Origin of the sequence: Pseudomonas machongensis (assembly GCF_034961125.1) — a bacterium.
In the GTDB taxonomy this organism is placed as follows: domain Bacteria; phylum Pseudomonadota; class Gammaproteobacteria; order Pseudomonadales; family Pseudomonadaceae; genus Aquipseudomonas; species Aquipseudomonas machongensis.
Genome location: NZ_JAYFUI010000058.1, coordinates 1 through 13,940, shown reverse-complemented (window position 1 = coordinate 13,940; position 13,940 = coordinate 1). Strand labels below are relative to the sequence as shown.

Below are 13,940 nucleotides of genomic sequence, written 5' to 3'. Positions count from 1 at the left end.
CAGCTCGAAGGCTGCATCCCAGGCAATCGGCTGGTAACGGTCGCTGGCCGGGTCATAGACCATCGGCTCTGTCAGGCGGCCCTGGTACTCGAGCCAGTAGTCGCTCTGCTCGAGCAGGGCACTGACGCTGTAGCGGGCGAAGAAAGCGGCGTCGACGCGACGCTTGGTGGCCTCCCAGTTGACGGCCTTGGCGCCGTTCTCGCAGAACTTGACCATGCCGCTCTCGGGCGAGTCGCCCCAGGCGCAGCCAGGGCAGTCGAAGCCGCCGTTCTGGTTGGTCTTGAGAAGTGCACGCAGGTTCTTCAGCGCGTTGTCGCTGCCGACCCAGGCCTTGGCCACGCTGCGCAGTGCGCCCCAGCCGCCGGCTGGGCCGTGGTAGGGCTTGTAGCGTGGGGTGGAAGCGGGGGCGTTGTCTGGAAGTTTCTCGAAGGAGGTCACGGCTTTTACGACTCCGCCGCTGGGCTGAATACCCGCGGTGCACTGTGTTTGGGCAGATGGATGAGGTTGAGGTTGTGCTTGCGTGCCCATTGCAGGGCAAGGCCGGTCGGTGCCGACAGGCTGACCAGGGTCTGGATGCCGGCACGCAGGACTTTCTGGATCAGCTCCAGGCTGCAGCGGCTGGTGACGATGGCCAGGCCGCCGTGGGTGTCGATGCGCTGGCGCAGCAGGGCACCGATCAGCTTGTCGAGGGCGTTGTGCCGGCCGATGTCTTCGCGGCCCAGCAGCAGTTCGCCGTGGCGGTCCATGAACAGCGCCGCATGAACAGCGCCGCAGTGCTGGCCCAGGGGCTGGAAGGCGTCGATGCGTTGGCGCAGGTCCTTGAGCCATTCCACCGGCGGCAGGGGCGCGCCGGGCAGAGCCTCGAGTTCGGGCAACGCCTGCTCCAGGGCCTCGACGCCACACAGGCCGCAGCCGCTGGTACCGGCCAACTGGCGGCGCTGGTCCTTGAGGTTCCAGAACGCACGGCTGGAGATCTCGAGGTCGGCATACAGCGCCGAACCGCTGCCGGAGAGCTTCAGGTCGTAGATGTCTTCAGTGCTGGAGACGATGCCGCTGCCAATGCTGAAGCCAACGGCGAAATCTTCCAGATCGGTCGGGCTGACCAGCATCACCGCCTGGTTGAGGCCGTTGTAGACGATCGCCAGGGCGACTTCTTCGGCCAGGGGCGTACTGTCGCTCGCCTGGTCGGAGAGTTGCACGTAGTCGTAGATGTTGCTGGCGGCAGGCAGTGACAGAGGCGTTGATGCCGCACAGACCGGAGGCTTGCTGTTCATCGGGGCGGATCACCGGCGGCTTTTTACTTGCACAAGCCTAGGCTTGTGGGCGCGCCGCGTCTAATCGCTAGGGTCGATGCCCTGATAGACCGCGTCGATTGGTCGCAGTGGAGCGGGGTAAGGATTCCTGGCCTAGACTCTCAGGTTCCGAGGAATCATCAACAAGGAGCGCGTCATGAGCCTGTTCAGTTTCGTGAAGGAAGCCGGCGAGAAGTTGATCGATCTGCTGACCCCCGGCAATGCCAATGCCGAGGAACAGTTGAAGAAGCACGTGGAGAGCGTGGGCCTGGGCAATCCGAACATTTCGGCCACCGTAGAGGGTGACAAGGTCATCCTCAAGGGCGAGGTGGCGAGTCAGGAGGAGAAGGAGAAGATCATCCTGGCGGCAGGCAACATCGCCGGGGTGGCTTCGGTGGATGACCAGATCACCGTCACCGGGCCGGTGGCGCAGGCGGCCCGGTTCGTCACGGTGAAGAAGGGCGACACCCTGAGTGCGATCGCCAAGGCCGAGTATGGCGATGCCAGCAAATACCAGAAGATCTTCGAGGCCAACAAGCCGTTGTTGTCACATCCGGACAAGATCTATCCGGGGCAGGTGCTGCGCATTCCAGACTGAGGATCTGCGTTGCGCTCATCGCGGGCTTGTTCCGCGATGAGGCCCTCAAAGCCCCAGCAACAACTCCCGGTAATCCTCGACCGCTGCAAATTCCTGCGTATCGCGCACATCCGCCCGGCTATCGGGCTGGCGCACTGCCAGCAGATGCCCCACCCCGAACCGCTGCGCACTGCGCAGGATCGCCAGGGTGTCGTCGATGAACAGGCTGCGCGCGGGCTCGAAGCCGATATCGGCGCGCAGGGCATCCCAGAACTGCGGGCTCTCTTTCGGGTAGCCGTAGTCGTGCGAGCTGATCAGCCGTTCGAAATACGGCGCAAGCTGCACCTTCTCGAGCTTCAGCGACAGTGAGTCGCGGTGGGCGTTGGTGATCATCACCACGCGCTTGCCAGCCTTGCCGATGGCGGCAAGAAAGGTGTCGGCGTCCGGACGCAGGGCAATCAGGTCGGCGATCTCGCGCTTGAGTTCGCGGATCGGCAGGCGCAGTTCGCGGCTCCAGAAGTCCAGGCAATACCAGTTCAGGGTGCCAGCATGGCGCTCGAACAGCGGTCGCAGCTCCAGTTCGGCCATCGCGCGGCTTACGCCATGCAGCTCGGCGTAGCGCTGGGGCAGGTGTTCGAGCCAGAAGCGGTTGTCGTAGTGCAGGTCGAGCAGGGTGCCGTCCATGTCCAGCAGGACGGTATCGATGGTGGACCAGGGCAGAACAGGCATTGGAAATTCTCGATCGGTCGGCAAGCCACGGTATAGTAACCCGTTCACGCCAAGGAGCCGCACCCATGCGCCAGAAACCCACCGTCCTCAGTCGCGAGATCGTCGCCAGCAGCCGCCTGTTCCGGGTCGAAGCGGTGCAGTTGCGCTTCTCCAATGGCAACGAGCGCACCTACGAGCGCCTGGTCGGTCGAGGCAACGGTTATGGGGCGGTGATGATCGTGGCAATGCTCGACGCCGAGCATGCGGTGCTGGTCGAGGAGTACTGCGGTGGCACCGACGAATACGAGCTGTCGCTGCCCAAGGGCCTGATCGAGCCGGGCGAGGACGTGCTGGCCGCCGCTGATCGTGAGCTCAAGGAAGAAGCCGGTTTCGGTGCCCGGCAACTGGAGCACCTCACCGAGCTGTCGCTGTCACCCGGCTACATGAGCCAGAAGATCCAGGTGGTGCTGGCCAGCGACCTTTACGAAGAGCGCCTGGAAGGCGATGAGCCCGAGCCGATGCGCGTCGACAAGGTCAACCTGCGCGAACTATCGGCCCTGGCCATGCACCCGCAATTCAGCGAAGGGCGAGCGCTGGCAGCGTTGTACCTGGCCCGTGACCTGCTGATCCAGCGGGGGCTGCTGAGCGCATGAACGACCTGCAACTGATGCACGAAGTGGTGAAACTGGCGCAACTGGCGGGCGAGGCGATCCTGCCGTTCTGGCGCTCTGGCGTCGCAGTCACCAACAAGGCCGATGACTCGCCGGTGACCGCTGCCGACCTGGCCGCCCACCGGATCATCGCCGACGGCCTGCAGGTGCTGGCACCGCAGATTCCGGTGTTGTCCGAGGAAGACTGCAACATCCCGCTGGCCACCCGCGAGGGTTGGTCGCGTTGGTGGCTGGTCGATCCGCTTGATGGCACCAAGGAGTTCATCGCCGGCAGCGAGGAATTCACCGTCAACATCGCCCTGATCGAGAACGGCGAGGTGGTGTTCGGCGCGGTGTCGATGCCGACCAATGGTCGCTGTTACTTCGGTGGTCGTGATCTGGGAGCATGGCGTGCAGAGCCACAGGCAGAGCCCCGGTCGATTCACGTGCGCAACGCGCCACCTGCCGATGGCCGTTTCACCGTGGTTGCCAGCCGCCGCCATACCAGCCCCGAGCAGGAAGCCTTGCTGGCTGGGCTCGGTGCCGAGGTTGGCGCGTTGGAACTGGCCAATATCGGCAGCTCGCTGAAGTTCTGCTTGCTGGCCGAGGGCGCTGCCGATTTCTACCCGCGCCTGGCGCCGACCTCGCAGTGGGATACCGCGGCGGCGCAGGGGGTAGTCGAAGGCGCGGGGGGCGAGGTGATCGGGTTGGATGGCCAGGCGTTCCGCTACCCGGCGCGGGAGTCGCTGCTCAATCCGTTCTTCCTGGCGCTGCCGGCCAAGGCGCCCTGGCGGCAAAACGTCATTGCAGCGGCTATCGGGCAGTAACTACCGAAGCCGCCTCGCTCCTCGCCTGATCAGCGGTGCAGCACATACTGCCCGCTGAATCTCACTGCAGCCTCTTCACTCCCCCCATTGCTCACCATCGTCTCCAGGGTCAGGCGCGCCCGGCCGCGGCGCTGGTACATCGTCAGGAAGCGCTCCCAGGCCTTTTCGTCCGGTGCCGGACAGCGTGCTACCGCTACACCGGTCACGGGCAACGGGTAGCTGATCTGCCCCTCCTGAATGACGATATGCCCGTCATCGATCCCCAGCTCGCGCAGACGCAGGTGCAGCCAGCCCCAGCCGACCAGTACGGCGGCGCAGTAGAGGCTGCCGCCGAACATGGTGCTCTTGTGGTTGACGTTGGGCGCCAGCGGCAATTGCAGACGCAGGCACTGCTCGCGCCAGTCGATGACTTGCATGCCCATTTCCCGTGTCAGCGGTATATCGCTGTGCAGGACTGCCTGCAGGTACTGGCTGTCGGTGGTCATGGCCGCGGCTCCTCGTGATCGTCATGGCTGTTGCCGTCGGCGAAGCTCAGGCCGTGCTTGCGCAACTTGTCGTGCAACGTTTTACGCGGGATGCCGAGGGCCTCGGCCAGGCTGCGCATGGAGCTGTGCGGCTGGTTCAACTCGGCGGCGATCAGCGAACGCTCGAACTGCTCGACCTGCTCGCTGAGGTTGCCGACACGTGCCGGTTCGGCGCTGTCGGTGGCAGAGGGCGCCTGGCCGTCCAGGGCCAGCTCCAGGCCAAGGGCGAAGCGCTCTGCCGCGTTCTGCAGCTCGCGTACGTTGCCTGGCCATTCGTGACGCAACAGCATGGCCCGCTGCGCCGGTTGCAGGGTATGCGGTGCCAGGCCGTGACGTTGGCTGGCGGCATCGGCGAAGTGCTGGAACAGCACCAGGATGTCGTCACCGCGTTCGCGCAGCGCCGGGATGCGCAGCGGTGCGACGTTCAGGCGGTAGTAGAGGTCGGCGCGGAAACGCCCTTGATCGGCCGACTGACGCAGGTCTTCCTTGGTCGCGGCGATCACGCGGATGTCCAGCGGTATCAGTTGGTTGCCGCCCAGGCGCTCGACCACGCGCTCCTGCAGCAGGCGCAGCAGCTTGACCTGCACGTCCAGGCTCATGCTCTCGATTTCGTCGAGGAACAGCGTGCCACCGTTGGCGAACTCGAACTTGCCGATACGGCGCTTCTGCGCGCCGGTGAAGGCGCCGGGTTCGTGGCCGAACAGCTCGCTCTCGACCACTGACTCGGCCAGGGCGCCGGCGTTGATGGCCACGAACGGGCCGTCGCGACGGCTCGACAGGTCGTGCAGGGCACGCGCGACCACCTCCTTGCCAGCGCCGGTCTCGCCGAGGATCAGCACGTCGGCACGGGTGCCTGCCAAGGCGCCGATCTGTTCGCGCAGGCGCTGCATCAAGGGTGAATGGCCGACCAGCCGTGTCGACAACTGCTGGCGATCGCTCAGGGCCAGGCGCAGGCTGCGGTTGTCCAGCACCAGGCGACGCAGTGCCAGGGCCCGGCGCACGCTGTCGAGCAGGGCATCGCTGGCGAAGGGCTTTTCCAGGAAGTCATAGGCCCCGGCACGCATCGCCTGGACTGCCAGCGGCACATCGCCGTGGCCGGTGATCAGCAACACAGGCAGTTCGCTGTCGCGTGTGTGCAATTGCTCCAGCAGTTGCAGGCCGTCGATACCGGGCATGCGGATATCGCTGACCACCACGCCAGGCCAGTCGGGCTCGATGCGCTCGGCCAGGCCCTGGGCGTCGGCCAGGGCGGCAACCTTGAGGCCTGCCAGGTCCAGGGTCTGGCTCAGGGCCTGGCGCAGGTGCGGATCGTCATCGACCAGGATGACCTGGGTTTGACTGTCGATCAGTGTCTCGGTCATGCCGAGGAGTCCTCCGAAGGTTTCAGGTTGGCGCCGGGGGCTGCGATGCGCAGTTGCAGGGTGAGCAGGGCGCCCCCTTCCGGGTGGTTGCCCATCAGCAGCTCGCCACCGAGCGCACGCATCAGGCTTTCGCAGATCGCCAGGCCCAGGCCAAGACCCTGGGTACGGGTCTTGGTGGTGAAGAAGGGTTCCTTGGCATGCTCCAGCGCTTGCCGGGTAAAGCCCGGGCCGTTGTCGCGAATGTACAGGTAGACGCAGTCGTCGCGCGTCTCGGCACTCAGCCAGAGGCGGCGTGGGTTGGCTTTTTCGGTGAGTGCGTCAAGGGCGTTGGCCAGCAGGTTGCCGAGCACCTGGCGCAGGCGGGTTTCACCGGCCTGGACCCACAGGGTGGCGTCCGGCAGATCGCGGATCAGTTCCACCGCCATCGCCCGACGGCGCTTGGCCAGCAATGCCAGGGCATCGTCCAGCGCCGGTTGCAGGGCCACGCTTTCCGGGGCATGCCGGTCGCGGCGGGCAAAGGCGCGCAGGTGGGCGATGATCGAGGCCATGCGTCCGGTCAGTTCGCCGATCAGCTTGAGGTTGCCACGGGCATCCTCGGTGCGCTGGTGATCGAGCAGGATCTCGGCGTTCTCGGCGTAGCTGCGGATCGCCGCCAGCGGTTGGTTGAGTTCGTGGCTGATGCTCGCCGACATGGTGCCAAGCACCGACAGCTTGCCGGCCTGGACCAGCTCGTCCTGGGCGCGTACCAGTTCCTGCTGTGCCTGCTCGCGCTCCAGCACTTCGTTCTTCAGGCGGTTGTTCAGCCATTCGAGGTCGGCGGTGCGCGCCACCACGCGGTTTTCCAGTTCCTGGCGGCCACGGGCCTCCAGTTCGATGCGGTCCATGTAGTGGCGGCGGCGCTGCATCACCAGCCCGGCCAGGAGCATGGTTACCAGCAACGCGCCGGCGCCGATGGCCATGACGGTCTGCACCGAGCGATCGACCAGGATACGCGGCGCAAGGATGCTCACCTGCCAGCCTGTCTCCTTGATATCGCGGGTCTGGGTCAGCCAGGCCTCGGGCTCCAAGCGCAGTGGTTGCGGGGCCTGGGTTGGGTAGGGTTGGATTGCGATCATCGCCTTGCGTTCTGCTTCGCTCAGTACACGGGTGGCGCGGAAACGCCACTCCGGGCGCGAGGTGAGCACCACCACGCCGTACTGGTCGGTCAGCAGCAATTGTTCCGGGGTGCGTCCCCAGAGGGTTTCGGTGTGGTCGAGGTCGACCTTGACCACCAGCACGCCGATTACTCGTTCACCGTCACGCACCGCGGCTGCGAAGAAGTAGCCGCGCTTGGCCGAGGTGGTGCCCTGGCCGAAGAAGCGGCCCAGGCGCCCTTCCATCGCTTCGATGAAGTACGGGCGGAAGGCGAAGTTGCGGCCGACGAAGCTGTCGCGCTTGTCCCAGTTGGAGGCCGCCAGGGTGTTGCCGCTGACGTCCATCAGGTACATCACTTCGGCGCCGGTCTGCTGGGTGATCTCGCGCAACAGGCGGTTGGCGTTGGTCACCGCCTCCAGCCTGAACGGGTCGGCCAGCACGCCACGCAGAGCCGGCAGGTCACCGAGGATCTGCGGCAGGGTCTCGTAGCGGTGCAGGGTGCCGAGCAGGTTGGCGACATAGAGGTCGAGGGTCTGGCGGTTCTGCGAGGCCAGTTGGTCCTGGTAGTAGCGCTCGGCAAGATGATGCAGCGGCCACAGCAGCGGAGCCAGGCACAGGGCCAGCAGGGCCAGGCTGCGCCAGCGGGGTCGTTGCGAAGTGATTGAAGTCGAGGTCATCGCCAAGTGCGCCAGAATGAACTGGCGCAATTATGCGCTACTTCAGGCAGTCGATCAGCGCTTGCTGCCAATGCGGCTGGCTGACCTGCCATTCACGTGCCAGGCGTGAGCAGTCCAGGCGAGAGTTGAGCGGGCGGCGGGCCGGGGTCGGATATTCGCTGCTGGGAATCGGCAGCAGTTCGGCGCAGGGCTGGTCGCGGGCCTTCAACTGCTCGGCGATGGCCTGGGCGAAGCCGAACCAGGAGGTTTCGCCCTGGGCTGTCAGGTGATAAGTGCCCCACGCACCCGCCTGGCCGGCCTGCCAGCGCTCGATCAAGGCGCGGGTACTGGCGGCGATCGTCCCGGCCCAGGTCGGTGCGCCGATCTGGTCGTCGACTACTTTCAATTGCGGGCGCTCCTGCAGCAGGCGTTGCATGGTCAGCAGGAAGTTGCGCCCATGCAGCGAGTACACCCAGCTGGTACGCAGAATCAGGTGCTCGGCGCCGACCGCGGCAATCGCCTGCTCGCCCGCGAGTTTGCTCTGGCCGTAGACGCCCAGCGGATGCACCGGGTCATCCTCGACATAAGGCGTTGTCTTGTTGCCGTCGAATACGTAGTCGGTGGAGTAGTGGATCAGCGGCGCACCCAGGCGTGCGGCTTCCTCGGCCAACACCCTCGGACCTTCGGCATTGATCGCGTGAGCCAGCGACGCTTCGCTTTCGGCCTGGTCCACCGCAGTGTGCGCCGCGGCGTTGATGATCAGGTCCGGGGCGAGCTGGCGCAGAGGCTCACGCACGGCTTCGGGGTGAGCCAGGTCGAGCTGGTTGCGGCCGAGCAGGTGCAGCTCGCCAAGCCCGGCCAGTGCCTGCTGAAGGGCCTGGGCGACCTGGCCGTTGCGGCCGCAGACGAGGATCTTCATGGGAACAGCTCCGCGTCCTGAAGCAGCACCCCGGCCTGGTCCTTGGCTGACAGCAGCGGTGCCGACGTCAGTTGCCAGTCGATGGCCAACTGCGGATCGTCCCAGCGAATGCAGCGTTCGGCAGCGGGGTTGTAATAGTCGGTGGTCTTGTAAAGGAAATCGGCCGACTCGCTGAGTACCACGAAACCGTGGGCGAAGCCTGGTGGAATCCAGAACTGTCGGTGGTCTTCGGCACTCAGGCGTGTCGCGACCCATTTGCCGAAGGTGGGCGAGCTCCGGCGGATATCGACCGCGACATCCAGTACCTCGCCCTGGACCACGCGTACCAGTTTGCCCTGGGGGTTTTCGATCTGGTAATGGAGGCCGCGCAGCACGCCGCGCTGGGAGCGCGAGTGGTTGTCCTGGACGAAACTGGCAGGGAAACCGGCCTTCTCGGCAAAGTCACGGGCATTGAAGCTTTCGAAGAAAAAGCCTCGGCTGTCGCCGAACACTTTCGGCTCGATGATCAGCACATCGGGAATTTCGGTGTGGGTGATGTTCATGAATGTTCTTGGCAGCGAATAGGTTCAACGGCGCGCGAGCGCGGTACTCAAGGCTGAAATCACCCGGTCCTGGCGTTCATCGCCCAGGCCGCACCACAGCGGCAGGCGTACCAGGCGGTTGGACAGTTCGTCGGTGAGCTGCATCGAGCCATGTGCACGTCCGTAGCGCTCGCCGGCGGGCGAGGAATGCAGTGGCACATAGTGGAACACGGGATATACCTCTTCGTCTCGCATCCTCTGCAACACGGCCTGACGGTCAATGCCCGGGGCGAGCAGCACATAGTACATATGGGCGTTGTGCTGGCAGTCCTGCGGGATGATCGGCCTGCGCAGCAGCCCGTCCGCCTCGAGGCCGGCAAGGGCGTGGTGATAGCGCGCCCAGGTAGCCAGGCGGCTGTTGGTGATCGCTTCAGCTTCCTGCAACTGTGCCCAGAGGAATGCGGCGGTCAGCTCGCCGGGCAGGAACGACGATCCGACCTCCTGCCAGGTGTACTTGTCGACCTGGCCGCGGAAGAAGCGACTGCGGTCGGTACCCTTCTCGCGGATGATTTCCGCGCGCATCACCAGCTCTGGATCGTTGGCCAGCAGGGCTCCGCCTTCGCCGCTGATGACGTTCTTGGTTTCATGGAAGCTGAACGCTCCCAGATCACCAATGCTGCCCAGCGCACGCCCCTTGTAGCTGGACATGACGCCTTGCGCGGCATCCTCCACCACCTTCAGGCCGTGCCTGTGGGCGATGGCCAGGATGCTGTCCATCTCGCAGGCGACGCCAGCGTAGTGGACCACGGCGATGGCCTTGGTGCGTGGGGTGATGGCAGCTTCGATCAGGCGTTCGTCGAGGTTGAGCGTGTCTTCGCGGATATCGACGAACACCGGCACCGCGCCGCGCAGGACGAAAGCATTGGCGGTGGAGACGAAGGTGTAGGACGGCATGATCACTTCATCGCCGGGCTGGAGGTCGAGCAGCAGCGCGCACATCTCCAGCGCTGCGGTGCAGGAATGGGTCAGCAGCGCCTTGCTGCTGCCGGTACGCTCCTCGAGCCAGGCATGGCAGCGCTTGGTGAACGGTCCGTCACCGGCAAGCATCTGGCCCAGGTTGGCCTCGGCAATGTGGTGGAACTCCTTGCCGGTCATGTAGGGGCGGTTGAAGGGGATCTTTTCCAGGCTCATGGGCGGTTTCCTGCAGAGTTCGCGGGCGGAAGGTCGCTGCGGATCGCGCTGACGCGCCCGCCGATCTGCGTGCCCTTGGCAAGGTTCTCGTAGAAATAGTCGGTGAAGCCTGCGTGTGCCATGGCACGTTGCGCGGCCTCGATGTCATAGGCGATGCGGTAGAGCGCGAAGCGTTGGCCGTCCCATGTGGCGAAGGCCGCTCGAGGGTCGCCGTCGCGGGGCTGGCCGACCGAGCCGGGGTTGCACCAGGTCTTGTCGCGGCCCTGCCAGAGGAACTGCACATGGCTGTGGCCGGAGACGAAGAAGCGCCCCGGGTGTTCAGCGAAATAGGCTTCGCTGGGCTCGAGATATTCGTCGAGTGGGTCGTTCCAGCCACCGTGGATCAACTCCAGGCCGTGCAGGCTGGCACGCTCCGGCAGGCTTTCGAGCCAGCGGCGGTTGTCGGCGCTGAGTACCTCGCGCTGATAGTCCAGGCAAGCATTGGCGCTGTTGGAGCGTGGGCAGGGCTGGTTGAGCGCGATGTAGGCATCGTGGTTGCCCATCAGCGAGAAGATCCCGCGAGCGCGCAAGGTATCGCAGCACTCGTTGACCTGGCTGTAGTAACCGGCGGTGTCGCCCAGGCAGATGATCTCGTCCACACCCATCCGATCGAGCTCGGCGAGCACGGTGGACAGTGCGGCGAAATTGCCGTGGATGTCAGAAATGATCCCGATCATGAACCACGTAGTCCTCGATGTAGCGCACCGCAAAACCTGCGCGCAGCGCTGGTTGCCGGGGCCTTTCGCCCTTGAGATACCAAGCCAGGCACATGGCGGCCTCGTTGTAGCCGAAAGCGGTGCGGATGGAACTGGTGGAAGAGATCCGTGGATTGATCTCCAGCAGCTTCCAGGTGCCGTCGTCTGCCCGGCGGAACTGCAGATTGGTGGGCCCGACCGGTTTGAAGTGCTGGCACAGGCGCGTCACCACAGCATCCAGGCTGGCGTCGTGGCGCACTTTGGCCTTGGCTGTGGAGCCGTCAGAGGCCAGGCTGCGCTGGAAGGTGATCGCGGCGCAGATGCCGCCCTGGCCGTCACCGAACACCGCCACGGTGTACTCCTGGCTGGCGCTGCCGATGATCGGCTGGGCCATCAGCACCTCCCCGAGAAGGGGTGCCCAGGGTGTGAAATCACGCTCTTCGCGGACCCACACCAGGCCCTTGGAAGCGTAGCTGCGCCGTGGCTTGAGCAGGAACGGCAGGCCCAGCTGCTGCGAAAGCGAGGCAAAGTCGCCGGTCAGATGGCTGGGGATACGGGCGTCGTCTTCATGTGCCAGCAGGGCCTGGTCCATGGCGTATTTGTCGCGCGACAGGCTGATCAGCCGGGCATCGTTGAGCACAATCCGGCAGCCGGTGGCAGCCAGTGCGTCACGGTGTTCGTCGAGCCAGTGCACATCCTGTTCGATGCCGGGAATCAGCAGATCGACCCGGTACTGCTCGATCATCCGCAGCAGCCAGTCCTGATACCTGGGGTCGGCGGTCAACGGGGCCTGTTCGAAGTGGTCACACCAGGCCTGGCCTACCGCATCGTCGTAGATGTCGGTGCCCAGCAGCCTGATCGTCGGGTCGGCGGCGCGCAGCGATTTCAGCAGGCCGTAGCCCATTATCGCGCCGACGCCGGTGACCATTGCCGTGGTCATTGCTGGGCCTCCTGATGAGCCTGCATCAGTTGCAGGCCGGTACGAATGTCGGTGGCTGGCCAATAGTCGATGGCCTGGTGCAGTTGCGCATCGGCCTGCATGGCCGGCATGTCGGCGATGTCCGGCTTGTCGCGCAGGAAGTGGATGTCGGCGCTGCGGGCGCAGGCGGCAAAGGCCGCTTCGGCGATCTCCGACAGCCTGGGGCTGTGCGGGTGCACGCAGTCGAAGCGACCGACCACCGTGCGCTGCGCCACGCGTTTCACGATCTCGGCCAGGTCGTCCAGAAACAGGTAGTTGCGCTGCGCGTCGTTGTTGCCATACAGCTGCACCGTCTTGCCTGCGCGCGCCGTTTCGGCGATGAGGTACAGCAGTCCCTGGTGTTTGCGGCAGGCACCGGCTGCATCGTAGACCTGGCTGGGACGCAGGATGGTCAGGGCGATTTCGCGTTGCTTGCAGAACAGCTGTGCAAGCTCCTCGGAATGGCGCTTCGACAGCGAATAGATGTTGTAGTGAGGGTCGTCGGCGTTAAAGCCTGCGAACACCGAAGACACCAGGATCAGGTGTCGGGCGCCGCTTTGCGCAGCAAGCTCGCAAGCGCGCAGGGTACCGACCGCGTTGACCTGTTCGGCCTTGATCAGCGCTTCGCTGGAGGTCCCGCCGAAGGCGGCGGCCACCAGCACCACGGTATCGAAATGCCCGCCATCGAAGGGCGGGTTGTCTGACCGCTCCAGGTCGAACGGGAAGTCCGCTTCGCGACGCCCGGAGGTCCTGACTTCACCCAGCATGGCAAGCCGGGCGGCGATGGCCTGGCCGATGACCGAGGTGCTGCCGATCAACAGGCTTCTCATGTCGGCTCGACCTGGGCCTCGAACATCAGGGCGCAGCAGAGCTCGGGATAGTCGATGCCGACCGTGCACATCCCTTCGATGATCTCGTTGGACAGCCCCAGCGGCTGCAGTTGCGAGGTCATCAGCGGCTTGAGGAATACCCCCTCCTTGCGCACGATGCGATAGCCGGCCTGCTCCAGCTCATCGGTCAGGCGGCTGACCGAGTAGGTGCGCTGGTGGCCCAGTTCCAGGTCACCCTGGCCCAGCTTCATCATGTCGTCGAGCTTGCCTGCCGCGTGGCCGATACGCCGGTGCAGCGACTCGCCATTGGGCACCAGGGCGAACAGTCGGCCGCCAGGCGCGAGGAAGCGACGGAAGTGCTCCAGGACCTGCTGCGGGTTGTCGACGTGTTCGAGGATGAAGCCCATCACGATCAGGTCGAAGGTCCGCTCGGTGTCGAAGTGCTCGAAATAGCTTTCGACGATCTCGACCGGGCTGTCGGGGTAGTTTTCGCGGAACTGGGCGATGACCGAGGGTGAGCCGTCGATCACCGTATGCGAGGCGAAGAAGCGCGAGAAGCGGTTGGTCGAGAAACCGTGGCCGACGCCCAGCTCCAGAATCGAGTGATGTTCCTGGCATAGCTTCATGATCCGCTGGGGATACCAGTTGAGCATGATGTCGTTGTCGAAGGCGAAGCCGAAACGATCACTGTAGGCGCCGATGTAGCTGTCTAGTGCATTGCTCATGGGGAGACTCGCATGTCGGGTGCTGCGCCCGTCGGCGCGGTGGATTCAGGAGCCGGTGGTCGCACATGCTTCATGAAGCGCGGTGCGTCCGGGCCACAGTTGAACAGCAGGTCGAGGATGGTCACGCCATGGGTGAAATCACCCCACTGCTGCGGGTATTGGGGGTAGCCGCTGTAGTCGAACCAACTGACGGTGATACCCTGTGCGGCGAACAGGCTTTCATCCAGGTAGTCGCGCGCGGCGGGGCCGGAAAGGTATTCGCTGGCACCGGCTTGCAGGCACAAGTCGACCAGGCGTTCGCTCTTGCCTTCACCCAGGCGATAGTCCCAGGAG

16 protein-coding genes and 1 pseudogene are annotated in these 13,940 nt (G+C 64.9%); 3 read left to right on the top strand and 14 right to left on the bottom strand.

The features are described 5' to 3' along the window. Both VA602_RS04845 and fdhD read right to left on the bottom strand, forming a co-directional pair. A pseudogene (locus VA602_RS04845) lies at positions 1–438 on the bottom strand (CbbBc protein); the annotation flags it as partial. Between the two features lie 5 nt (positions 439–443). Beyond that, positions 444–1,274, bottom strand: coding sequence for a formate dehydrogenase accessory sulfurtransferase FdhD (gene fdhD, locus VA602_RS04840; RefSeq protein ID WP_153772466.1), 831 nt, complete (start codon positions 1,272–1,274; stop codon positions 444–446). A 175-nt stretch (positions 1,275–1,449) separates the two neighbouring features. Between fdhD and lysM the strand changes: the two genes are divergently transcribed. Beyond that, positions 1,450–1,890: a peptidoglycan-binding protein LysM gene (lysM, locus tag VA602_RS04835; protein WP_054891686.1), complete on the top strand. Its 441-nt coding sequence runs from the start codon at positions 1,450–1,452 to the stop codon at positions 1,888–1,890. A gap of 45 nt (positions 1,891–1,935) precedes the next feature. On the opposite strand, the gene yrfG is transcribed toward lysM, so the two are convergent. Next, positions 1,936–2,598, bottom strand: coding sequence for a GMP/IMP nucleotidase (yrfG, locus tag VA602_RS04830; RefSeq protein WP_323452630.1), 663 nt, complete (start codon positions 2,596–2,598; stop codon positions 1,936–1,938). Positions 2,599–2,663: 65 nt separating this feature from the next. On the opposite strand from yrfG, the gene nudE reads away from it, so the two are divergent. Together nudE and cysQ are read left to right on the top strand one after the other, a co-directional pair. Then, the gene (gene nudE, locus VA602_RS04825; protein WP_054891688.1) at positions 2,664–3,230 is read left to right on the top strand and encodes an ADP compounds hydrolase NudE; all 567 of its coding nucleotides are present in this window, start codon (positions 2,664–2,666) and stop codon (positions 3,228–3,230) included. After that, positions 3,227–4,054: a 3'(2'),5'-bisphosphate nucleotidase CysQ gene (gene cysQ / locus VA602_RS04820; RefSeq protein ID WP_323452629.1), complete on the top strand. Its 828-nt coding sequence runs from the start codon at positions 3,227–3,229 to the stop codon at positions 4,052–4,054. The genes nudE and cysQ overlap by 4 nt, the downstream gene beginning before the upstream one ends. A gap of 29 nt (positions 4,055–4,083) precedes the next feature. Here cysQ and VA602_RS04815 read toward each other — a convergent pair whose 3' ends face one another. The 11 genes from VA602_RS04815 to VA602_RS04765 form a co-directional block, all read right to left on the bottom strand. Further along, on the bottom strand, positions 4,084–4,539 hold the full coding sequence (locus VA602_RS04815; RefSeq protein WP_323452628.1) for a thioesterase domain-containing protein: 456 nt from the start codon (positions 4,537–4,539) through the stop codon (positions 4,084–4,086). Then, complete coding sequence (locus tag VA602_RS04810) at positions 4,536–5,939, bottom strand: sigma-54-dependent transcriptional regulator (protein ID WP_063542244.1); 1,404 nt, start codon at positions 5,937–5,939, stop codon at positions 4,536–4,538. The genes VA602_RS04815 and VA602_RS04810 overlap by 4 nt, the downstream gene beginning before the upstream one ends. Further along, positions 5,936–7,750 (bottom strand): sensor histidine kinase, encoded by a 1,815-nt coding sequence (locus tag VA602_RS04805; protein WP_054891730.1) that lies wholly within the window; start codon positions 7,748–7,750, stop codon positions 5,936–5,938. The genes VA602_RS04810 and VA602_RS04805 overlap by 4 nt, the downstream gene beginning before the upstream one ends. Positions 7,751–7,787: 37 nt before the next feature. Then, on the bottom strand, positions 7,788–8,648 hold the full coding sequence (rfbD, locus tag VA602_RS04800; protein ID WP_323452627.1) for a dTDP-4-dehydrorhamnose reductase: 861 nt from the start codon (positions 8,646–8,648) through the stop codon (positions 7,788–7,790). Further along, a complete protein-coding gene (gene rfbC / locus VA602_RS04795; RefSeq protein WP_323452626.1) occupies positions 8,645–9,190 on the bottom strand; it encodes a dTDP-4-dehydrorhamnose 3,5-epimerase in 546 nt (181 codons plus the stop codon). The genes rfbD and rfbC overlap by 4 nt, the downstream gene beginning before the upstream one ends. Positions 9,191–9,214: 24 nt before the next feature. Then, on the bottom strand, positions 9,215–10,360 hold the full coding sequence (gene rffA, locus VA602_RS04790; RefSeq protein ID WP_323452625.1) for a dTDP-4-amino-4,6-dideoxygalactose transaminase: 1,146 nt from the start codon (positions 10,358–10,360) through the stop codon (positions 9,215–9,217). Next, a complete protein-coding gene (locus VA602_RS04785; protein ID WP_153772457.1) occupies positions 10,357–11,076 on the bottom strand; it encodes a metallophosphoesterase family protein in 720 nt (239 codons plus the stop codon). The genes rffA and VA602_RS04785 overlap by 4 nt, the downstream gene beginning before the upstream one ends. Further along, the gene (locus VA602_RS04780; RefSeq protein ID WP_197889764.1) at positions 11,057–12,034 is read right to left on the bottom strand and encodes an ATP-grasp domain-containing protein; all 978 of its coding nucleotides are present in this window, start codon (positions 12,032–12,034) and stop codon (positions 11,057–11,059) included. The genes VA602_RS04785 and VA602_RS04780 overlap by 20 nt, the downstream gene beginning before the upstream one ends. Further along, complete coding sequence (locus tag VA602_RS04775; protein ID WP_323452624.1) at positions 12,031–12,882, bottom strand: NAD-dependent epimerase/dehydratase family protein; 852 nt, start codon at positions 12,880–12,882, stop codon at positions 12,031–12,033. The genes VA602_RS04780 and VA602_RS04775 overlap by 4 nt, the downstream gene beginning before the upstream one ends. After that, the gene (locus VA602_RS04770) at positions 12,879–13,607 is read right to left on the bottom strand and encodes a class I SAM-dependent methyltransferase (protein WP_054891698.1); all 729 of its coding nucleotides are present in this window, start codon (positions 13,605–13,607) and stop codon (positions 12,879–12,881) included. The genes VA602_RS04775 and VA602_RS04770 overlap by 4 nt, the downstream gene beginning before the upstream one ends. Next, on the bottom strand, positions 13,604–13,940 hold a 337-nt coding region (locus VA602_RS04765; protein WP_323452623.1), incomplete at its 5' end, for a WbqC family protein. The genes VA602_RS04770 and VA602_RS04765, both read right to left, overlap by 4 nt.